27 protein-coding genes are annotated in these 21,449 nt (G+C 39.8%); 2 read left to right on the top strand and 25 right to left on the bottom strand.

The window, feature by feature from the left end; all coding sequences use genetic code 11:
* Window positions 1–3: 3 nt before the first annotated feature.
* The 25 genes from dxs to AB986_RS00555 form a co-directional block, all read right to left on the bottom strand.
* The gene (gene dxs / locus AB986_RS00675; protein ID WP_048308965.1) at window positions 4–1,896 is read right to left on the bottom strand and encodes a 1-deoxy-D-xylulose-5-phosphate synthase; all 1,893 of its coding nucleotides are present in this window, start codon (window positions 1,894–1,896) and stop codon (window positions 4–6) included.
* A gap of 18 nt (window positions 1,897–1,914) precedes the next feature.
* Window positions 1,915–2,523, bottom strand: coding sequence for a CNNM metal transporter family protein (locus tag AB986_RS00670; protein WP_048308964.1), 609 nt, complete (start codon window positions 2,521–2,523; stop codon window positions 1,915–1,917).
* A gap of 769 nt (window positions 2,524–3,292) precedes the next feature.
* On the bottom strand, window positions 3,293–4,174 hold the full coding sequence (locus AB986_RS00665; protein ID WP_407921913.1) for a polyprenyl synthetase family protein: 882 nt from the start codon (window positions 4,172–4,174) through the stop codon (window positions 3,293–3,295).
* On the bottom strand, window positions 4,171–4,407 hold the full coding sequence (locus AB986_RS00660; RefSeq protein ID WP_048308963.1) for an exodeoxyribonuclease VII small subunit: 237 nt from the start codon (window positions 4,405–4,407) through the stop codon (window positions 4,171–4,173). The genes AB986_RS00665 and AB986_RS00660 overlap by 4 nt, the downstream gene beginning before the upstream one ends.
* Window positions 4,394–5,752 (bottom strand): exodeoxyribonuclease VII large subunit, encoded by a 1,359-nt coding sequence (gene xseA, locus AB986_RS00655; RefSeq protein WP_152670898.1) that lies wholly within the window; start codon window positions 5,750–5,752, stop codon window positions 4,394–4,396. The genes AB986_RS00660 and xseA overlap by 14 nt, the downstream gene beginning before the upstream one ends.
* A gap of 20 nt (window positions 5,753–5,772) precedes the next feature.
* Window positions 5,773–6,159, bottom strand: a complete 387-nt coding sequence (gene nusB, locus AB986_RS00650) for a transcription antitermination factor NusB (RefSeq protein ID WP_048308962.1) — start codon at window positions 6,157–6,159, stop codon at window positions 5,773–5,775.
* Between the two features lie 128 nt (window positions 6,160–6,287).
* On the bottom strand, window positions 6,288–6,683 hold the full coding sequence (locus AB986_RS00645) for an Asp23/Gls24 family envelope stress response protein (RefSeq protein ID WP_048308960.1): 396 nt from the start codon (window positions 6,681–6,683) through the stop codon (window positions 6,288–6,290).
* Between the two features lie 10 nt (window positions 6,684–6,693).
* Complete coding sequence (gene accC / locus AB986_RS00640) at window positions 6,694–8,061, bottom strand: acetyl-CoA carboxylase biotin carboxylase subunit (protein ID WP_048308959.1); 1,368 nt, start codon at window positions 8,059–8,061, stop codon at window positions 6,694–6,696.
* Window positions 8,062–8,072: 11 nt separating this feature from the next.
* A complete protein-coding gene (gene accB, locus AB986_RS00635) occupies window positions 8,073–8,558 on the bottom strand; it encodes an acetyl-CoA carboxylase biotin carboxyl carrier protein (protein WP_048308958.1) in 486 nt (161 codons plus the stop codon).
* A 364-nt stretch (window positions 8,559–8,922) separates the two neighbouring features.
* A complete protein-coding gene (locus tag AB986_RS00630) occupies window positions 8,923–9,477 on the bottom strand; it encodes a SpoIIIAH-like family protein (protein ID WP_048308956.1) in 555 nt (184 codons plus the stop codon).
* 1 nt (window position 9,478) lies between these two features.
* On the bottom strand, window positions 9,479–10,117 hold the full coding sequence (gene spoIIIAG, locus AB986_RS00625) for a stage III sporulation protein AG (protein WP_048308954.1): 639 nt from the start codon (window positions 10,115–10,117) through the stop codon (window positions 9,479–9,481).
* Between the two features lie 5 nt (window positions 10,118–10,122).
* On the bottom strand, window positions 10,123–10,737 hold the full coding sequence (gene spoIIIAF, locus AB986_RS00620; RefSeq protein WP_048308953.1) for a stage III sporulation protein AF: 615 nt from the start codon (window positions 10,735–10,737) through the stop codon (window positions 10,123–10,125).
* A gap of 11 nt (window positions 10,738–10,748) precedes the next feature.
* Entirely contained in the window at window positions 10,749–11,921 is a 1,173-nt protein-coding gene (gene spoIIIAE / locus AB986_RS00615) for a stage III sporulation protein AE (RefSeq protein ID WP_048310753.1), read from the bottom strand.
* 33 nt (window positions 11,922–11,954) lie between these two features.
* Window positions 11,955–12,344, bottom strand: coding sequence for a stage III sporulation protein AD (gene spoIIIAD / locus AB986_RS00610; protein WP_048310752.1), 390 nt, complete (start codon window positions 12,342–12,344; stop codon window positions 11,955–11,957).
* A 12-nt stretch (window positions 12,345–12,356) separates the two neighbouring features.
* A complete protein-coding gene (gene spoIIIAC / locus AB986_RS00605) occupies window positions 12,357–12,563 on the bottom strand; it encodes a stage III sporulation protein AC (protein ID WP_048308951.1) in 207 nt (68 codons plus the stop codon).
* A gap of 19 nt (window positions 12,564–12,582) precedes the next feature.
* Window positions 12,583–13,095, bottom strand: coding sequence for a stage III sporulation protein SpoIIIAB (spoIIIAB, locus tag AB986_RS00600; RefSeq protein ID WP_048308950.1), 513 nt, complete (start codon window positions 13,093–13,095; stop codon window positions 12,583–12,585).
* A 1-nt stretch (window position 13,096) separates the two neighbouring features.
* The gene (spoIIIAA, locus tag AB986_RS00595; RefSeq protein ID WP_048308948.1) at window positions 13,097–14,032 is read right to left on the bottom strand and encodes a stage III sporulation protein AA; all 936 of its coding nucleotides are present in this window, start codon (window positions 14,030–14,032) and stop codon (window positions 13,097–13,099) included.
* 75 nt (window positions 14,033–14,107) lie between these two features.
* Complete coding sequence (locus tag AB986_RS00590) at window positions 14,108–14,368, bottom strand: DUF2619 domain-containing protein (RefSeq protein ID WP_048308947.1); 261 nt, start codon at window positions 14,366–14,368, stop codon at window positions 14,108–14,110.
* A 100-nt stretch (window positions 14,369–14,468) separates the two neighbouring features.
* On the bottom strand, window positions 14,469–15,122 hold the full coding sequence (locus AB986_RS00585; protein ID WP_084006356.1) for a TetR/AcrR family transcriptional regulator: 654 nt from the start codon (window positions 15,120–15,122) through the stop codon (window positions 14,469–14,471).
* A gap of 15 nt (window positions 15,123–15,137) precedes the next feature.
* Window positions 15,138–16,157, bottom strand: a complete 1,020-nt coding sequence (locus tag AB986_RS00580) for an ABC transporter permease (RefSeq protein WP_048308946.1) — start codon at window positions 16,155–16,157, stop codon at window positions 15,138–15,140.
* Between the two features lie 4 nt (window positions 16,158–16,161).
* The gene (locus tag AB986_RS00575; RefSeq protein WP_394174715.1) at window positions 16,162–16,854 is read right to left on the bottom strand and encodes an ABC transporter ATP-binding protein; all 693 of its coding nucleotides are present in this window, start codon (window positions 16,852–16,854) and stop codon (window positions 16,162–16,164) included.
* A 273-nt stretch (window positions 16,855–17,127) separates the two neighbouring features.
* Window positions 17,128–17,685, bottom strand: coding sequence for an elongation factor P (efp, locus tag AB986_RS00570; RefSeq protein ID WP_048308944.1), 558 nt, complete (start codon window positions 17,683–17,685; stop codon window positions 17,128–17,130).
* A gap of 18 nt (window positions 17,686–17,703) precedes the next feature.
* Window positions 17,704–18,771: a M24 family metallopeptidase gene (locus AB986_RS00565; RefSeq protein ID WP_048308943.1), complete on the bottom strand. Its 1,068-nt coding sequence runs from the start codon at window positions 18,769–18,771 to the stop codon at window positions 17,704–17,706.
* Between the two features lie 20 nt (window positions 18,772–18,791).
* A complete protein-coding gene (gene aroQ, locus AB986_RS00560) occupies window positions 18,792–19,211 on the bottom strand; it encodes a type II 3-dehydroquinate dehydratase (RefSeq protein ID WP_048308941.1) in 420 nt (139 codons plus the stop codon).
* A gap of 100 nt (window positions 19,212–19,311) precedes the next feature.
* Entirely contained in the window at window positions 19,312–19,842 is a 531-nt protein-coding gene (locus AB986_RS00555) for a YqhR family membrane protein (RefSeq protein ID WP_048308939.1), read from the bottom strand.
* Between the two features lie 222 nt (window positions 19,843–20,064).
* Between AB986_RS00555 and AB986_RS00550 the strand changes: the two genes are divergently transcribed.
* Window positions 20,065–21,012: a DUF1385 domain-containing protein gene (locus AB986_RS00550; RefSeq protein WP_152670897.1), complete on the top strand. Its 948-nt coding sequence runs from the start codon at window positions 20,065–20,067 to the stop codon at window positions 21,010–21,012.
* Window positions 21,013–21,034: 22 nt separating this feature from the next.
* Complete coding sequence (locus AB986_RS00545; RefSeq protein ID WP_053215987.1) at window positions 21,035–21,424, top strand: SA1362 family protein; 390 nt, start codon at window positions 21,035–21,037, stop codon at window positions 21,422–21,424.
* Window positions 21,425–21,449: the final 25 nt, after the last annotated feature.

Raw genomic sequence — 21,449 nt, 5'->3', positions numbered from 1 at the left:
TTTTTATGCCCTCTTTTGTTTTGCTGGTATCATTTTCTTTGCTTTTGCAGCAATATCGTTTGGTGTTAATCCTATTTCCTTCAGCAACTCATTCACACTTCCGTGTTCGATATACGCGTCTGGAATACCCATTCTTTGGATGGTGCCATGTTGATAGCCGCTATCATTTACGTATTCTAAGACAGCACTACCAAAGCCTCCTTGAAGAATAGCTTCTTCAACTGTTAGCATCGGAATACCTTCCTCCATCAATTCAGCCATCATCAACTCGTCAAGAGGCTTAATGAATCGCGCATTAATGACGCGTGCAGAAATGCCTTCTTTTTCAAGTATTTCAGCAGCCTTTAATAAGTCCTGAAGCGTAGGACCAAATGAAAGTAGCGCTACATCTTTACCTTCTCTAAGAACTTCCCATGTACCGATAGGAATTTCTTTAAGCTCTTTGTCCATTTGCGCACCTATTCCATTGCCTCTAGGATAGCGAACGGCAATCGGTCCCTGGTTATATTGAAGACTCGTATAAACCATATGCTGTAGCTCATTCTCATCTTTCGCCATCATCAAGACCATATTCGGCATATGGCGAAGGAAGGAAACGTCGAAGACCCCTTGGTGCGTTTCTCCGTCTGCACCGACTAAACCTGATCGATCAATTGCAATGAATACGTTTAAATTCTGTCGACAAACATCATGAACTAATTGATCATACGCTCTTTGTAGAAATGTTGAATAAATAGATAATACAGGCTTGAGTTCTTGGGTAGCTAGACCAGCTGCCATTGTCGTAGCGTGCTGCTCAGCGATTCCAACATCAAAAAGCCTCTCAGGAAATTGTTTCTCAAATCCTTCCCACTTCGATCCAACAGTCATAGCAGGCGTAATCACAGATATCCGATCATCATCTTCTGCTAACTTTCGTACGGTTTCACTCACAACCTTGCTATAGCCTGGTGCCGCTACTTTCGGTTTAATTTGCTCGCCAGCTTCAATTTTATATGGGCTTACGCCATGCCATACGCCAATTTCATCGTTCTCTGCTGGATGATAACCTTTTCCTTTTTTCGTAAGAACATGGATTAAGACAGGGCCTTTTGTTTTCTTTGCATATTTGATATTCTCCATTAACGCTTCAATATCGTGACCATCTACTGGACCAAGATACGTAAAACCTAGTTCCTCGAAGAAAATACCCGATACTAGTAAGTACTTTAGTGCATCCTTAACTCGCTCAGCAGTAGACGCTAAAGCACCACCGAATGCAGGAATCTTCTTTAATAAGTATTCAAGTTCTTCTTTCGCTTTATGATATTTACCAGCTGTACGAAGTCGCCCTAACACATTATGAAGCGCACCTACGTTTGGTGCTATTGACATTTCATTATCATTTAGGATGACTAGCATATCTTTCTGTTCATGACCAATATGATTCAACGCTTCCAATGCCATTCCGCCAGTCAAAGCACCATCACCGATAACTGCTACAACGCTCTCATCGGTACCCTTCATATCACGAGCCGCTGCCATACCCATAGCTGCAGATAATGAAGTGGAACTATGTCCGGTTTCCCAAACATCATGAACGCTTTCATTACGCTTAGGAAATCCACAAAGCCCTTTATACTTACGCAATGTATCAAATTTCGAAGCTCTACCTGTTAGTATTTTGTGGACATATGCTTGATGTCCTACATCCCAAATAAACTTATCTTTTGGGCTATCGAATATTTTATGCAATACAATTGTAAGCTCAACAACGCCCAAATTTGGACCCAGATGACCCCCAGTTTCGGATAGTTTGTTAATTAGAAAGGATCTAACTTCTTCAGCAAGTTCTGTCATTTCATTCGTATCATAATTTTTCAGGAATTTTGGACTATCGATTTTTTCTAAATCCATGGGATTTCCTCCCCTTCTTTATTTCGATTTACGGTTGCCTTTTTTCTTTTTTGACTGATTACCTACCATATTAATTTTGAATGTTTTTTCAACATAATAAAGGAACCGACCTACTTGAAAAATGATTCCAGTAGAAAAGTGGATGGCAAACGTTTTACCGAGCGCTTTTCCCCCTACCGTTAATGCTGCAACTACACTAGTAAATACTACTGATATTATATATTGAAACATTGATCCATCACTATGTCCAAGTTGAAGTGTTAATTGCACGACAACAGTTGCAGAGGCTGTACCACTTATAATACCCGAAATATCACCTATCACATCATTACAAAAGCTAGCTACGCGATCTGCGTTACGCGTAACAAATATCGCATGCTTTGCTCCAGTGAGTCGTTCAGCAGCCATCGCATGAAAGGGTACTTCATTAGCAGCTGTTGAAGCTACACCAATTGTATCAAAGAAAATACCAATAAGAACGATCAATAGTACAACAATCATTCCAATTGCCCAAGATACACCAGTCAATACTGCTGTGGCAATAATTGAAAAAATAGCCGCTAACACAAGTGTGATAACGGCAATAGCTAAACTCCAGTTTATGGATTTTGATACGGAAGCTTTCATATCTACTCCTTGTCCATTATATAATCACATAAAAATAGGTGTTCAATTAACAGGTAGCTCAAGGGTCAGTCAAAACGGCCCCTGTTCCCTATCAATCAAACAACCTTGTTAAAGTATGTAGTGAAGAGTGGTCACTTAAAGAGTAAAGACTGCGGCTTAGGTCCAGTAGGTTTTCCCAGATCGATACCTGAACGTCGCCATTCAGGCGGTTTCCCTTTACATCAACCTTAGCGTAGTCACCAGGCGCTAGACTGGATTACCACTTAGTCCGCACTATAATCCCCTTTAAGTGTCACTCGGAACAGTCTAGGAGTTTTCCTCAACAGCCCCACACATTTCCTAGCCTCTTTTGCAGAGCAGATTTCATATGGGTGGTAGGAAAAACGCGGCCGGCCGAGCTGCAAATTTCCAATAATCCATAATCCCCTCTAGCTCCACTCAAGGCAGGCTACGCTGTTCAACTGCGTTCCCATGCAGCTGAAACAGGTTCATACCCCAATTCATAGCAGGCAGCGTTAACCGCACTGCTACAAGAATGGGCCTCCGCGGAAGCAGGGTCAACGCCCACATGCCTTTGTGGATCGCCCTGCGACCTTAACTCCCAGCATCGACCCAAGTCTGGGCGACTCAAGCCAACACCAGGAACTTCATCGATGTGCCCTATGGCGGATTTTTAGGCCCGCCTTCAGAAATGGCGAACTGACTAGAATACTGCACCACTCTAGCTTAACCTATTATACCATATAATATAGTAATCCTCAATTATGTGTTAATGATCACGTTCGACAATAAACTTAGCGATTGATTGAAGCCTTTCATGATCAATCCCAGAGGCCGATAGGTGTTTTAAGGCTTCTTCAAAGTGGAAAGTAAGCTTTTCCTTAGCACCATCTAGAGTAAGTAGCTTTGGATATGTGCTTTTGTCATTATTCTCATCGCTTCCAGGTGATTTTCCGATTTTTTCTTGATCGCCTTCCACATCAAGAATATCATCGCTAATCTGGAATGAAAGACCCATATGCTCTCCGAACTCTTTTAGATGCGAGCGCTGCGAATCGCTAGCATGTGCGATAATAGCACCTGCAATGACTGAGAACACAAGCAACTTTCCTGTTTTATGATGATGAATATATTCAAGCTTCTCAAGAGTTAACTCTTGCTTTTCTCCATCTAAATCAGCCATCTGTCCCCCGACCATACCGCCAGGACCGGCCGAATGGGCTAGAAGCTTGATGATTTCCACTTTTTGATCACTTGTAAGGGAAGAGTCTGCAATAATTTCGAAGCTTTGTGTTAACAAAGCGTCTCCCGAAAGAATCGCCGCTGCCTCTCCAAACACTTTATGGTTTGTCGGCTTTCCTCGCCTTAAATCATCATCATCCATAGCCGGGAGATCATCATGGATAAGAGAATATGTATGAATCATTTCGACCGCACACGCAGCAGGAATGGCTTTTTCAATCGGCTGACCAAATGCTTCCACAGTAGCGAGCATAAGTATGGGACGAATTCGTTTTCCGCCTGCGTGAATCGAGTAAAGCATTGCTTCCCTAAGCGTATCAGGCATTTCCACTTTCTCGATAAAGAGTGGAAGCTCTTTGTCTATAAGCTTCTTGTAAGTAGTCATATATGAGGAGAGATCAGAGGTCACGCTTCATCCTCCTGAACAGAGAAAGATTTAATCTCACCATTCTCCTCCACGATCTGATCCATTTTACCTTCAATGGATTGAAGTTTTTCGTGACAAATATTAGATAAATTCATTCCTTCTTGGAATAAAGAGATCGCTTTTTCAAGCGGAACATTTCCTTCTTCTAACGCACCTACGATTTGTTCAAGCTTTTGCATCGCTTCTTCAAATGTTACATTCTCATTTTTCTCCATTCGAGTCACTCTCCTCTAATCCCCAAACATGGCAATCTATTTTTCCATCAGTCATCTCAACCTTTAGTACATCACCAGGTTGAACCTGTTTGACAGATTTAATAAGTTCGTCTTCTTTATATGCAAGGCTGTAACCACGCTCCATCACCTTTAGAGGGCTCAGAGCATTTAACTTGCCTGCAAAAAGTGAGAAATCACGCTGTTTCCCATGTAGTACTCGTTGCATTTCTTTCTGTAGAGATCCTTTTAATTCATTAAGTTCCTGAGTTGAATCTTTCAATAAGCGATTTGGATGCTGTTTTAAAAGTTGTTTGTGATTTCTGTCGACGCGCTCTTCGGTATAAACGAGCAGCCTTTTCATTGTCTTCTGTAGTCGTTCAACCTGTAGGTCAAGCTCTTGTTCTTTCTGTCTCAAAAGTTGATCAGGATATCGAAATGCATAAGATTTCTGCAGGTTGGACAGTCGTTCTCGTTCTGAAAGATGCTTTTCTCTCATAGCTCTCATTAGTCTATGTACTCTCTGATTTAGTCGTTCTTTCAATTCAACCACACTTGGAACCGCTAGTTCTGCAGCACCAGTAGGCGTTGGCGCTCTAAGATCAGCCACAAAATCAGCAATCGTAAAGTCCGTTTCATGACCAACAGCTGAAATCACCGGTACATGAGACCGAGCAATACTTCTAGCTACATCTTCTTCATTAAATGCCCATAGCTCTTCGATAGACCCGCCACCACGTCCGACAATTAATACATCGAGCATATTCATTGCGTTCGCCATTTCAATTGCTTGCACAATTGAACTTTTAGCACTATTCCCCTGCACAAGAACGGGGAATACGGTTATCCTAGCTGCTGGATACCGTCTTTTTATAGTTGTGAATATATCCCGGATTGCTGCACCAGTAGGAGAGGTAATAACACCAATTTCTGTAGGATATCGTGGAATTGGTTGTTTGAGGTCTTCAGAAAACAATCCTTCAAACTCCAGTTTGCGTTTCAATTCTTCATAAGCGAGGTACAAGTTTCCAATACCATCAGGCTGCATTTCCTTTGCATATAGCTGATATTGACCGTATGGTTCAAAAACTGAAATTTCTCCTCGTATTAATACTTTCATACCGTTCTCTGGCTTAAACTTCATGTGGCGGTTATTTCCTGCAAACATAACCGCCTGTACACGAGATTTATCATCTTTCACTGTAAAATATAGATGACCTCTATTATGAAGCTTAACATTAGATAATTCACCACGGAGCCATACATCTTGAAGTGCAGGTTCATTATCAATCATTCGCTTAACATGCCTCGTTAATGCGGTGACAGATATGTAGCGATCTGCTTTCACAACAATCCCTCCTGCCTGTCTTAGCTTTTTTGCATGATCTTAGAGAGAACGCCGTTAACAAAACGCCCTGATTCTTCTCCTCCGAACAGCTTTGCTAGTTCAACAGCTTCATTTAAACTTACGTTAACCGGTATATCATCTCTGATAACCATTTCGTACGATGCCATACGAAGAACGGAACGATCGACATTTCCAATTCTACTAAAGCTCCAGTTAACCAGATTTTCTTTAATCACTTCATCAATTTTCTCGAGGTTTTCAAGCGTTCCGAAGACAAGCTCAGATAGAAACTCGTCACCTTCTCCCTCATTTAATACGTGCTCTAACGCCTCACGTGGATCGGTGTCTGTCACATCTATTTGAAACAATACCTGGATGGCTTTTTCTCTTGCATGTCTTCTTTTCATTGCTATACTCCTTTTACGCTAATATTGCTATACCAATTGATAATAGCATATTGTAGCAGACAAATACAGGTTTTCCACTGTTCAATTCCATTCTCCAAATTAAAAAGCAGGGGGAATGCCCCCCCTGCTTATTCTTCGTTTTCAGTCTCTTTTTTATCAAATGTGATGCCTACAACGCTGACGTTAACTGCACTAATTTCAAGTGCTGTCATCGTTAGTAGAGCCTGTCGAATGTTTTCTTGTACTTTCTCACATACTTCTGGGATTGATAATCCGTAGCTTACCACCACATAAGCATCAAGAATAATACCATCTTCATCAAGCTCAACCTTGACGCCTTTTCGATGGTCTTTACGACCAAAACGCTCGACGACACCTGAAGCGAAATTACCCCTCATTTCAGCTACACCGCCTACTTCAGAAGCTGCGATGCTACCGATGACTTCGATAACCTCTGGAGAAATCTCGACTTTTCCAAGTCCAGTATCGTGCTCTTCCATTTCAAATGATTGAAGTTCATTCATTTTGAACACCTCACTTAGAATTCGTTGATTGTTCTGTTAAATCATACTTCTCTAGGAATTTCGTATTGAAATCTCCACTAACAAATTTCTCATGGTTCATTAAACGCATATGAAACGGTATTGTTGTTTTAACGCCTTCAACTACAAATTCCCCAAGCGCACGCTTCATTCTTGCAATTGCTTCTTCACGCGTATCCGCGTAAGTAATCAATTTTGCAACCATTGAATCGTAGAAAGGCAAAATGTCATATCCAGGATAAACAGCTGAATCAACTCGAACACCGAATCCACCTGGAGGAAGATACATTTCTACTTTACCAGGAGATGGCATGAACTTTTTGTCAGGATCTTCTGCATTGATTCGGCACTCAATGGCCCACCCTTTGAATGTAACATCTTCCTGTTTAAAGCGAAGTGTTTCATCAGAAGCTGCCCTTATCTGTTCTTTAATCAAGTCAATTCCAGTTACCATCTCTGTCACAGGGTGCTCGACTTGAATTCGAGTATTCATTTCCATAAAGTAAAAATTCCCTGTTGGCTCAAAAATAAACTCTACAGTACCTGCACCGGAATAATTAACGGCTTTAGCAGCACGTACTGCTGCGTCACCCATTTTTTGTCTAATCTTCTCGTCAAGAGCTGGAGAAGGCGTTTCTTCTACAAGTTTCTGTAATCGTCTCTGAATTGAACAGTCACGTTCTCCAAGGTGAATCGCATTTCCGTGGTTATCAGCGAGAACCTGAATTTCCACGTGACGGAAATCTTCAATAAATTTCTCAATGTAAACCCCAGGATTCCCAAATGCTTGGGAAGCTTCTTGTTGCGTGATATTAATCCCTTTGATTAGTTCTTTCTCGTCCTTAGCGATGCGGATTCCTTTACCACCACCACCGGCAGTAGCTTTGATGATAACTGGATAACCCATTTCGTTTGCGAGGGCTACGCCTTCGTCTGCGTCCTTGATAATTCCTTCAGAACCAGGAACGATCGGAACCCCAGCTTCCTTCATTGTTGTTCTAGCCACATCTTTTGTTCCCATACGATTAATCGCTTCAGGGCTAGGACCAACAAATGTTACATTGCATTCTCTACAAAGTTCTGCAAAATCGGCGTTTTCAGAAAGAAAACCATAACCTGGATGAATAGCATCCACACCAGTAACCGTAGCAATGCTCATAATATTTGTGAAGTTAAGATAGCTGTCTTTCGCTGCAGTTGGCCCAATACAGTAAGCTTCGTCTGCAAGTCGTACGTGCAATGCCTCTTTATCAGCTTGAGAGTAAACCGCTACAGTCTCAATTCCTAGTTCTTCACAAGCTCGAATAATTCTAACCGCGATCTCTCCTCGGTTGGCTACAAGTAATTTCTTAATTTCCATAATACGATCACCTATGCTTTCACTAAAAACAGAGGCTGTCCGTATTCAACCAGTTGTCCATCTTCAACTAGCATCTCTACGACTTCTCCATTTACCTCTGCCTCTATTTCATTGAAAAGCTTCATTGCTTCAATGATGCAGACAACACTACTTTCTGAAACCTTTTCTCCTGTTTTCACATAAACATCTGAGTCAGGATTAGGGCGAGCGTAGAAAGTACCTACCATCGGCGATTCAATTTTATGTAAAGATTCGTCCACTTGCTTATTTGTTGCTTCTTCTTTCGGTTGTTCAGGAGTAGTAACTGCAGGCTTAGCCGGCTCTTGCACTTCTTTGGCTACAGGCTGTTGGGTTGGTTGTTCCACCGGTGCCTGTGCGTACTGAACTTCATTTTTCTTCAGGACAATTTTTGATCCGTCGTTTTCGTATTCGAATTCATCGATGCTTGATTGATCAATTAATTTGATCAACTCGCGAATTTCTTGAACTTTTAACAAAGTTTCCACTCCCTGTCTCTTTTTTTGCGCTTGCATTTGTGAGGAGGTTTATTCTGTGCAGAAGACACGCTCCAAGTACTATCAATTATAGCATAATTTCAATTGACATTAGTATCTCCTTCAAAAGGCACAAAGAATCAAAACCCTATGTTATGACCATTATATACAAGCTGGTCCTAAGCCTAATCATCATATCATATCTTCAGTTTAGAAGGTAGAATGCATATATTAAGCGTTTTCTCAATAAGTGTAACAAAAAAAGCGTTTACATTTCTATAAAAGTAAACGAATGTTTCTTCTTTTAGTATGATTATACAGGTAAGAATCAGAGATAAATAAAAAAAGATGGAGAAATTCTCCATCTTTATTTCGCTACTGGTTGAAATTCCACTGCAATTTGGTGCCCATCTCCAAGTTGTTCCTGAGCAAGTACCATGATATTGTTAGCTTCTTCATTAGATAGTTGATCCGCTTTTACAATAACTCTCACTTTATCGTTTTCGAGTGTATACACAACAGCATCACTATAACCTTCAGACTTTATTACATTCTCAAGTACCGATTCTTGCTGAGATAACGCCATTAGTTCCTGACGTTGTTCATGTGCTTCGTTCCTAAGATCAGCAGAAGCTTCACTTGCGATAACGGCCGTATAATCTTCAATTGCCGCATCTCTTTGCTCTTGAATTTCAAGTCTTAATGCTGCAAAAGCTTCATCGCTTGATAGGCTTGATGAAACAACATCGCCTTCAGCATTTGTTTCTTCCGCTTCATTACTTGTTGCTTCATCTTGACTTTGCTCTTGATCTCCTACAAAAGCTACATTATCAGTACCAGGTGTCATAATATAGTAGGCCGATAGAACAATAATTAAACTTAGCATTGTTAGTAACCAAACCGTTTGCTTTTTTAAGACCATCTCATGATTCCCCCTTTAGTTTCTTCGGTAAGACCATGACGCGATGACTTTTTACATCAAGTAGCCTCGTCACTGCATCTACTATCATTTTCTTCGTTTCCATATTTTCTGCACCTACTGCAACAACGACAACTCCTCTAACAACTGGCTTTTTTGTTCTAACTATGATTGGTTCCTGTCCTTTATCACTTTGTACAACCACAACCTGCTCTTCACTGGATTGCTCTTCAATTTTTCGTGATCCACCCTCTTTAGGAGATTCATAAGTATATTTATCAGTAGAAGTGCTATTTTTCTCAACAATTTTTTCTTCAGTAGAATCTAAATTTACTATTACTGTTGCTTCAGATACGCCTGCAACTTCATCAAGCGCTTCTTTCAATTGCGTTTCGTATAAATCCTCGTATTCTGACATTGTCGACGGATTAGACTTATTCTGACCGAAAGCAGGTTCACTATCAGACGAGCTTGCCTGTTCCGAAAACACTTCCTGGACCGAATCAGGTGAAGAAAAGAAGTTTCCGGCAAACATAAAGATGATTCCAAGTGCTGCTGCTATAATTAAATAGATAGAGGGCATGCCTTTTTTCTTTTTTGGTTGCTTTAGTTGATCGAGCCAGCTAGTTGGTTTTTCATCCATGTACCCTATTCTCCTCCTTTCACCTGAACTCCGACCTGCTTAGGATATAACGCCCATTCATCTGCTAGAAAATAAGCTACTTTCTTAGAAGTGCTATCAGTAGAATCAAAATCTTCTAGTTCATTTTCTTCGATCTGAAAGGAAACAGATACAGCTTCAATTTCACTTACGGATTGATCACGAGCCGCTTCTTCCACCATCACTGCAATTTGATCAATATTCTTCTCGCCTTCTTCTTCGGTGAGATGAAGCGCAATATTACTTATTTGAAGATTAAATCGCTCTCTCAACTCCTTTTCAACCTGACTTTTCAATTGGACAGCCATTTGTTCTTCAATATATGCAGCATTCGATGCTTGTATTTCACTTTTCTTTGATTCAATTGTATTTTCTAGTTGTGTACTTCGATCAAAATCGTTTAATGTAGCAGATCTTAGCATTGTATTGAAATCTTTCGAAAAAATTGTAAGAACAGGCGAAAGGATGACTGCCATTAACATCAACCCGATAACCATCTTGACATATCGCTGCATACTGGAGTTCGGAAGTAAAAGTTCGAGAACCGTCGCAAGCAGGATGAGTACAATAATATTTGTTACCCAACCTGTAAGAACACCCATTTAATCTCCTCCTATCTCACCATTAGCGTTATGTTTCCTGATGCAATAATGATTGTTACAGCGAGAAAAAACATAAGCGATACGATCGCTAGAGCTGCAAAGATAAACAAAATGCTTTTTGAAATAACATTCAAAGATTGAATAATTGGTCCTCCACCTAGGGGTTGGATGACCGCTGCTGCAATATTGTAAATCAACACGAGAGAAAGCACTTTTAAGGCAGGAAAAGCACAAATCATTAAAAGGATCACTACACCAGCTAGTCCCACTGTATTTTTTAATAGTACAGAAGCACTTAAAACCGTATCTGTAGCATCAGTAAACATTCTTCCTACGACAGGTATGAAGTTTCCAGTTACAAACTTTGCTGTTCGTATTGTAATCCCATCGGCCACAGCAGTTGTTGCACCCTGAACAGATATAACACCAAGAAAGATTGCAAAAAAGACTCCAAGGGTTCCAATTGCTATATTACGAATGAGATTAGACAGTTGCGTCACTTTATAATGTTCACTTATTGTACTAACGATGGCTAGTACTGCTGCTAAAAATAGCATAGGTAGTACAAATTTCTGAATTAGTAATCCACCAGTATTTACAAGGAAAAGAACGATTGGATGAAAAAAGGCAACTGACGCAACACCACCAACAGAAGCCATAAGAGCTAATAACAAAGGAATTAACGCTAGAAGGAATCCCATCATATTTGCTATTGCATTCTCTGTATATTGAATGGCAACATGAAAGCTGTTTAAAGCAAGAATGATTAGAACCATGTACGTAATTCCATATGCAACTGTACTAACCGCTTTGTGTTCAAACGCATTTTGCATATTCTGCAAAAGGATACTAAAGATCGCGAGTAAGATTAGGCTACCGAGAAGCTTTCCATGTACAAGTAGTTCATGAAACAAGAACTTTACTAATCCTAATAAATAGGCTTTAAGTGATAGTTTCTTCTCACCTTTAACAAATTCCATAAACGAGCCTTTTTGGCTTTCTGGTAAAAAGCCACCGTACTCTTCAATTACTTCATTCCAATATGCTTGTATATCTTGTAAACCAAGTGAAGTTAACTGCTTGTCTACAAATTGATCAGGCATCGGTTTGTCTTGACCTGTCTGTGCAGAAACTGAGCTTGCAAAACTAAAAAGGGAAAAAAAGAGGAACAGTAGCATCAACATGATTTTTTGTTTGTGCACGTCTTTCCCCCTCCCTTATGCTGGCAATAACTTGAGAACAGTCTCAATGATTAATGTCAAAATAGGAATCGCCATTGTTAAAATCAACAGCTTTCCTGCGAGTTCGATTTTGGAAGCAATCGCACCCTGTCCCGCATCTCTTACAATTTGAGCTCCGAACTCTGCTATATATGCAATACCTATGATCTTCAAAACTGTTTCTACGTAAACAAGGTCCACGTTTGCCTTTGCTGCTAAACTCTCTAGCATTTGAATAATATGTTGAATTTCTCCTATTAAATAGAGAAATATTAAAGCACCTGTGAACACAGTAATGGTAAATGCAAACACAGGCTTTTGCTCTTTCACAACAATGACAAGGAAGGTTGCGATTAAACCAAGGCCAACAATTTGAATAATATCAATCGCAGACACCCCCTACCCTTGAAAAAGAAAAACGCCCCGTATTTTCTGAAAAAGGTCATCAATTATCGTAATCACCATATAAAGTACAACGATAAATCCAATTAATGTTACCCAGTGGGCGTATTCTTCCTTCCCCATTTGTTTGAGAATTGTATGAAGCATGGCAACAATAATTCCAATACCAGCAATTTGAAAAATTGTATTTACATCATGATTCATCCGCATTTCCTCCCAGTGGCTAAATCAAAAGTATGACAAGTAGAATGCCTCCGAGAACCCCAAGACTCTTAAACATTCGTTCATACTTTGTTTGATTATTTCTTGCTTCATGCTCTTCACGTTCAAGATGAATCAATGCAAGCTTAAGCTGTTTCTGCTCGTGCTCACGATCTTGCTGTCCAATTGTTGCACCAAGCTGCTTCATGATTTCTTTCTCTTCTTGTTTGAAAGCAGTATATTTCCAAACCTCATCCATACTTTCAATCCAGGCTTCATAAGCAGTTGAATGTCCTGCATCAAGCTTTTTCCTAAAGGAATCAAAAAACCACGACACAGGATGTCCAACCTGTCTGCATATATGACCACACGCCATACTGAGAGGCGTCATTCCATAAACGATTTCAGCTTCTAACGACTGAAGTGCCGCTTTTAATTGTCTGAGCTGTCGCGAGCGCTCACTTACAGTTCTAGACCATTCGATCCCTGCCCAGGTGCTAGCTAATATGATGAGAATTGCTCCAAGTAGCTTCATGCTACATCACCTTTTTACTTCTGACTTCTTTCCCTGTTTTATCTTTAATCGCTTTAATGGTACCAGGTCCGTCAGAACGAGATAGCTCAACAATTCGTTCAAAAACACCAGAACGTATTAATTCTTGAATGCTTGGTCTGCGATACAAGTCTTCTAATGTATGACCATGTATAGTGACAACGAGTTGAATACCTGCATTAATCGCTTCAATAATTGCTTCACTATCCTCACGGCGTCCTATTTCATCAACTATGATAATATCTGGACTCATAGAGCGAATCATCATCATCATTCCTTCCGCTTTAGGACAGGAATCTAGAACGTCTACACGATGACCAAGCCGATGTTGTGGAATTCCCTGCACACACCCTGCAATTTCAGATCGTTCATCTACAACTCCTATTTTTGATGACTGAATTCTTCTCATCTCATCTCCTTCGCCCATAATACGAGTTAAATCACGTAGCATAGTTGTTTTACCTGATTGTGGTGGACCAAGAATGATCGTGTTCATCCACCCTCCTGCATAAAGATATGAGATAAGGGGTGTTGCTATGCCAAGCTTTTGCCTGGCAATTCTCACATTGAAAGAGGCGATGTCTCTAATGGCTTTAACATGTCCATTCGTAGTAATGACTTTCCCAGCGAGCCCGACTCGATGACCCCCTTGAATTGTGACAAACCCTTTCTTCAACTCTTCTTCTAAGGCATATAACGAATATTGACTTAGTTTATTAATCATTTGCGTCGCATCATTTTTAGAGACATAGTACTCACTACCGTTTAAGAGAGGGAAAACGGGTTTACCGGCAATCATAATCTCGAGCGGACGATTAATGCGCATTCGAATTTCTTCCATCGATTCTTTATCCGTTCGAGAGAATTCCTGAATAATTCTTTTCACACCTTCTGGCAGGAGACGAAGGATTTCCTCCACATATGTCCCCCCTTTCTATGCTTGTTTCTCCCTACACTAGTATTCCTGACCCATTCTGTTTATGTCTCAACTTATTTATGAGAGCGTTCCGACAAGAATGAAAGCAACTCCTATCATTATCAGAAGAATTTTTCCAATTGATAAATCACCTGCAAGACCGACTAACCCTGCTGTCATCGTGACTAGTAAGATAATTGGTCCTACTATAGCAAGAATGGCATTGATCATCATCGCGCTTTTAATGTCATTCATAAGAAGGATAAGAATGGCAGCTGTAAGTTCAATGACGCCTGAAATAAGTCGAAGAACTCCCATAACTAGAACTGTATGAAGCATCCTAAGCCTCCCCTGCCTGTTTGTACAACTTATGAACTAAGAGCTCATTTAAGAATGAACCTTTCCCATAAAAAAACACCTGGCTTGTTTGGCCAGGTGTTCATCTTGCTTTTACTCCATTCATAATAAATTGAATTGTCATTTCTATTTCTTCTTCTTCATTCCACTCATGCTCCGGCAAGAATATATAACGAGCCAAGAAAAAACCGAGAATAGATGAAATCGTGAGCCTTACTACTGAAGATGGTGGCATTTGAACTAGTTCATCTTTTTCCTGAAAATGACTCACGATATTTGCAAATCGTGCATAGAGATCTTTTGCGACATGTTCAATAAATTGCCCTCGAAGTTCTTCATGAAAGGGAATCTCTTGAACTAAGATTCTTACGATTGACAAATGCTTCTGTATAAATGCCTGCCTGTTACGGACCATGGCTTCAAGAAACTCTTCGTAGAACTCATAATCTTTTTCTAATACCTTCTCAAGGTCTTTTACAATAAAAGGTGCAACAAGATTCCCCATAACAGGTGTTACAATTGCTAATAGTAACTCTTTTTTCGTTTTGTAATGTCTAAAAATAGTCCCTTCCGCAACACCAGCACGTTTTGCAATTTCACTTGTTGAAGAAGCTGCGAAGCCTTTTTCAGAGAACATCTCAATCGCTGCTTCAACGATTCTTTTCTGCTTATCAGTCAACTCTCCGGATTCTCCCCCAGTTAGAAGCGAATCGACTTTACTGTTATTCATTTTCATCTTTTCCTCCTGGGACTATATGCGTCGATGTTTTTTAAGTGCAATAATATTCAAGATAATAAATAGCAGGGAGAAGCCAATTAAAACAACCACATCGACCCATATGTCTGATATTCCTTGTCCTTTAATCATAACATCCCGAAGAGCTTCGGCTCCATAATAGAGAGGAGTTAACGGTCCGATCCAACTCAAGTAATCTGATATTGTATCAAGATTAAACAACCCTGAGAAAAACAGCTGCGGAACAACTACCAATGGAATGAATTGAATCATCTGTAATTCATTCTTTGCAAATGAAGATAGCAAAATACCTAGCGTTAATGCACTAAGGGCTAGCATTAGCGTTATTATAAGGACATAAAAGAAAGAACCCTCCATCTTCAAGTCGATGACATAAATACTATAAAGAGCTATAATAGCGGATTGAATCATCGTAAATAAGCCAAAACCAATCACGTATCCTAATACAAGCTCCCATCGTTTAATCGGGCTTGCAAGAAGACGGAGAAGAGTACCTTGGGTGCGTTCTCTTAAGAATGATACTCCTGCAATTAGGAAAACAAAGAAGAAGATAAAAAACCCTACTAGAACAGGACCAAAATGATCAAAGGTAGTCATCTCACTAGAACCATATACATACTGAATAGCCATATTGGCTTCCGTTTGTTCTGAACCCATACTTGACCTAATTCGCTCAACAATCGCTTTATTTATGGTTGGGTCGCTTCCTTCAAGGTGAATTTCATTTTCTGATCTACCGAAGTTAAGGATCGCATCATAATCGTTTTCTTTTATTTCCCTTTTAACATCCTCCGTAGCCTCTAACTTAGTGACCGTTACATTATTCCCTTCAATTCTTTCAATCATTGCATTCGGCACATTTACTGCCCCTATTTTAAGCTTAAGTTCTTCTCCATTAAAAACAAGTGATAACATCGTTAACACAAGTATAGGCGCAATAATCATTAGAGCCATCGTTCGCTTATCATGAATAAACTGCCGTAAAATCCGAATAACTAATGCAAGTATTCTCATATCATTACCCCCCGTAAGTAAGAAAAGCTTGCTCAATAGTTGTGGTTTGCGTGTTTGTTTTTAATTGATCTGGTGATCCTACTGCAATTAATTTGCCTTCACGTATCAACCCTAATCTCGTACAGCGATCAGCTTCATCCATAACATGGGTAGTAACAAGAATAAGAACACCTTTCTTTCGCAACTCTTCAAAGGTATCCCATATCTTTTGACGGAGCGCTGGATCGATTCCTACTGTTGGCTCATCAAGTAGAAGAATATCCGGATTATGCAGTAACGCAATGGCAAGAGACAGTCTTCTTTTCATCCCACCTGAATAAGCTTCTACTTTCTTATTGAGATGCTGTTCAAGGTCCACTAGCTTCATGACATCTTGAATTCGCTCTTTGCATTCAGCGCGTTTAACCCCACTAATGCTAGCAAAAAATTCTAAGTTTTCTTTAGCTGTTAACTCAACATATAGAGCATCCGATTGTGCCATATAACCAATTCGCTTCATCAATTTCAGATCTGGCATTCGTTCCTCAAAAACTTGAACACTTCCTTCTGTTGCTTCTTCAATACCGCAAAGAAGTTTAACTAATGTAGTCTTACCGGAACCAGAAGGTCCAAGAAGCCCAAAAATCTCCCCCCTTTGAAGCGAAAGTTCAATACCATCAAGAATAGTCGCTTTTCCATACCGTTTTGTTATACTCAATTGAATTGGATGGGAAATGATAACCTACCTCCTTATGAATGAGTGAGTACTCACTTTTAATATTAATTTCATCACCTACATTTGTAAAGTGAGTAATCACTCATTTAAGTATTAAATAAAAGCTCTTTTCTAAAAGATTGTTGCTTTGGAAAAAATTTAAAAAACCACACTTAGCTAATTGGAGCGGAAATTGACCCACTCTTTCAGCAACAATGTATACGAAAAGAGCCTAAATAAAAAAACCGCTCGAAATGAGCGGTTTAAACGTTCTTACTATCCACGGGAAACATATTCCCCTTTTGAAGTATCAATAATTAGTACGTCACCTTGATTAACGAAAAATGGCACTTGAACAGTTAATCCAGTTTCAACAGTCGCTGGCTTCGTTCCACCTGAAGCAGTATCGCCTTTAATTCCTGGCTCGGTTTCAGTTACAAGAAGTTCAACCGTGTTAGGGAGTTCAACACCAATCGTTTCCTCACCATACGTACGAATCGAAATTTCCATATTTTCTTTCAAAAACTTTAACTCATATTCGATTTGCTCCGCAGGGAGTTCAACTTGTTCGTACGAGCTTGTATCCATAAACGTATGCATATCTCCACTTGCGTAAAGATACTGCATTTTACGATTTTCGATATGAGCCTTTGCTACTTTTTCTCCTGCTCGGAACGTTTTTTCTTGAATGCCGCCAGTTCGAAGATTACGTAGCTTCGTTCTTACGAATGCAGCTCCTTTACCAGGCTTAACATGCTGGAAGTCCATAACTGTCCAGATGCCGTTTTCTACTTCAATTGTTAGTCCTGTTTTAAGATCGTTAACAGATATCATAGGTAGTCCCCCTCTTTATTATTCGCCGAGGATCAGCAATTCCTTAGTGGAATGAGATAGCTTTTCGTTTCCTGACTCGGTGATTACAGTATCATCTTCAATTCTAACGCCGCCTTTACCAGACAAGTAAATGCCTGGTTCTACGGTTACGACCATTCCTGGCTCGAGCACGGTATCTGATTTCGCAGAAAGACCAGGACCCTCATGGACTTCGAGTCCAATACCGTGACCAAGTGAGTGGCCGAAGAAATCTCCAAAACCATTCGCAGCAATATGATCACGAGAAATGGCGTCTGCTTCTTTCCCGCTCATTCCTGGTTTAATTTGCTCCATCGCTTTTAGCTGAGCTTCAAGAACTGTGTGATATACACCCTTCAGTTCTTCTCCTGGATCTCCAACAGCTACTGTACGAGTAATGTCAGAGCAGTATCCTTTGTAGTAAGCACCAAAATCAAGGGTAATCAGTTCATTCTTTGCAATAACCTTATCACTCGCAACACCGTGTGGTAGTGCTGAGCGAATACCCGACGCAACTATAATATCAAAAGAAGATGATGTAGCGCCATTTTTTCTCATAAAGAATTCTAGTTCATTCGAAACATCGAGTTCTGTTATACCAGTTCGAATGTAGCTTGTGATATGTTGGAAAGCTGCATCTGCAATTTCAGTTGCTTCCTTCAAAACCTTTAATTCATTCGAATCTTTAAACATGCGTTGCTTCTCAAGTAATCCACTGATTGGAATCAGTGTTCCCTCAACTTTGCTTTCATACGCTTTAAAAATCTGATATGTAAGCTGCGTTTCTTCAAAACCAAGCTTCTTAACACCTAGTTGATTTGCAACTTTTGCAACTTCATCCACTATAGGACCTTTGTGCTGAATGATGTCAAAGCCTTTCGCCTGCTCCTCTGCTTGATCCATGTAACGGAAGTCTGTAACAAACTTTGCTTCCTTCTCTGTTATAAGAACTACACCAGAACTGCCTGTAAAATGAGAAATGTACCTGCGGTTGCTTGTAGAAGTAATTAACATTGCATCAATATCATATTCTTTAAATGACTGACGTAGTTTCTCAATACGCTCCATTTATTCGTCCTCCTTCTGGATTATAGAAATGACCTTAGAGCTAGCTCATACCCTTGTGTTCCAAACCCTACGATTTGTCCTTTTGTAACTGGTGAAATGACAGATGTATGTCGGAATGGTTCACGGCTATGTACATTTGAAATATGTACCTCAACGACTTGGACAGACACACTAGCAATTGCATCGCGAATCGCATAACTATAATGAGTAAAAGCACCAGGATTAATAACGATACCCGCTGCATCCTCTGCTTCATGGATCCAATCGATTAAATCACCTTCATGATTTGATTGTCGAAATACAATCGAGATCTCATTTTCATTCGCTACTTCAGCTAATCGAAGTTCAACCGTTTCGAGGGTTTCCCTTCCATATATCCCTGGCTCGCGTTTGCCAAGCCTATTTAAATTCGGTCCGTTAAGCACATAGAAAGTTTTCATCCCTGTCCCCTTTACCATGACTTATTCTAAAAATGATCGCGATTGTCCTTATATCGTTCAAAAAAAAAAGAGAATGTTCCATGAACATTCTACCATAGCTTCATTTGTTTGAATAGGATGTGCTATCCCGCTGGTTTTCATGATATTCGAACGAAATTGAATAACCAATAAATACTCCATACAATAGATATAGACAGAGAGTAGTAATCATTGTATTTTTATCAAGCTTCATAATTGAAGGAAGTTCTGGAAACATCGGATTTAGTAAATAGAAAACAATTACCCAAAGAACTAGACCATATCCAATTCCAGCAAGCATATTATTGATTTTCACAAGCGTTACCTTGTAAAGAAATGCTACAAGAATTGAAACGAGACCGATTGCCAATATACCAATCCACTGGCCAAGTTGTTCATTCTTCCACTCTCCAAGTGCCCATGGTGATAGTATAAGTGATGGAGGTACTTTCGTGAACTTAAAAAGGTATGTTAAGTACCCTATCAAACTCCAGAACACCCCTCCCACAACACCTATAGTGACAACTTTTGATGTGAAAGTAAGAGGTTGTTCTTTCTTATCTTGCTCCAGTTGCTCTTGATCGTTTTGATCCTGTTGTGTCTCTTTTTCCATATCATTCACCTCACGGCATAGCTTCTCCAAATTATTTGTGAATTATTTATTACAAAATGACATGTTGAAAAGATTAAAATACATTTTGTTGGGGAAAATGATTATTAGAATCTCTTACCTAGAGGTTTTTGACTATATCTTGTAGAATGTAAGTTAAGTACATTAGCATTTGCTAGAATATCGTTATACATTCTACTTAACATTATAGGTTGGTGAGAGATATTGTCAGATACAAACAAGCCTGCATATGGTGGGCAAGCAGTTGTTGAAGGTGTGATGTTTCAAGGAAAGCATACATCTGTAACTGCTATACGGCGAAAGGACGATTCAATTGATTATCTAGAAGTCCCTAAGCAGCCGAAACCAATACGAACAAAACTCAAGAAAATTCCTTTTATCCGTGGTGTAGTCGCTATTATTGATGCTAGTGGAAATGGCACTAAGCATTTAAATTTCTCAACTGAGCGCTATGATGTCGATCCATCTGAAGATGAAGAAGTACTAGGTAAAGAAGAACCTTCTAAGCTTACTTTGCTATTAGGTGCCGCAGCAATAGGGGTTATCTCCTTTGCATTTGTGAAAACAATCTTTACACTTTTACCCGCACTAGCTGCTGCTTCATTGGAATTTATCTTCCCAGGGCATGTCGTGCAGAACCTCATTGAAGGATTTATCAAACTCGTTCTTCTCCTAGGTTATATTTACTTCATCTCGTTGACCCCCATTGTTAAGCGAGTGTTCCAATACCATGGAGCAGAGCATAAAGTGATTAATGCCTATGAAGCTGGTCTTCCCATTACAATTGAAAATGTTCAGAAACAATCTCGCTTGCACTACAGATGTGGTAGTAGTTTCATCTTATTTACTGTTGTAATTGGGGTATTTATATACCTGTTAGTACCTACAGATCCTTTATGGGTAAGGTTAGTTTATCGTGTTGTTCTTATTCCTGTTGTACTAGGAGTCTCATTCGAAGTACTGCAGTTAACAAACAAATTAAGAAATGTACCTATTCTAAAAGTACTTGGTTATCCTGGTCTTTGGGTCCAGTTACTCACAACTAAGAACCCTGATGACAAGCAAGTTGATGTGGCAATCCATTCATTTAACGAATTGCTTTCTCGCGATAAAATACGAGAGGAAGATGATTCAAACACTAAAGTTGTTTAATGACGAACAGGAGGTGAATCATTTGTCGCGCCGTGTTGTTCAACCTCTGATTTATATGGTTATTGGTCTTGCTGCTCTCGGTTTCATTTGGAAACTGTTCACAGATCCAATGGGTCTTTTCACACAGCTATTGATTACCGCCGCGATTGCTGCTCTTGTCATTTTCCTTGTTAGGAAGTTCATGACAAAGAGAATGGGGAAACAATCAACGTCCTATCAAAAAGCCGCAAAGCAATCATCCAAAATGCAGAAAAAGAAAAGTGCACCACGTAGAAATGCGCCTCACCTGCGCGTTATACCATCTAAACGACTCATGCCTAAAAAACGATCTTTGCAAGACGATAAAAAGCAAAATCCCTTTACAGTCATTGAAGGCCGCAAAGGGAAAAAGAAAAACAGAGCTCTATTTTAGAAGAACGCTAGCTGACTCCATTCAG

The organism is Guptibacillus hwajinpoensis (assembly GCF_001039475.1).
GTDB classification, from domain to species: domain Bacteria; phylum Bacillota; class Bacilli; order Bacillales; family Guptibacillaceae; genus Guptibacillus; species Guptibacillus hwajinpoensis.
The sequence above is the reverse complement of the archived record's forward strand: the minus strand, read 5'-3'. Positions and strand labels throughout refer to the sequence as shown.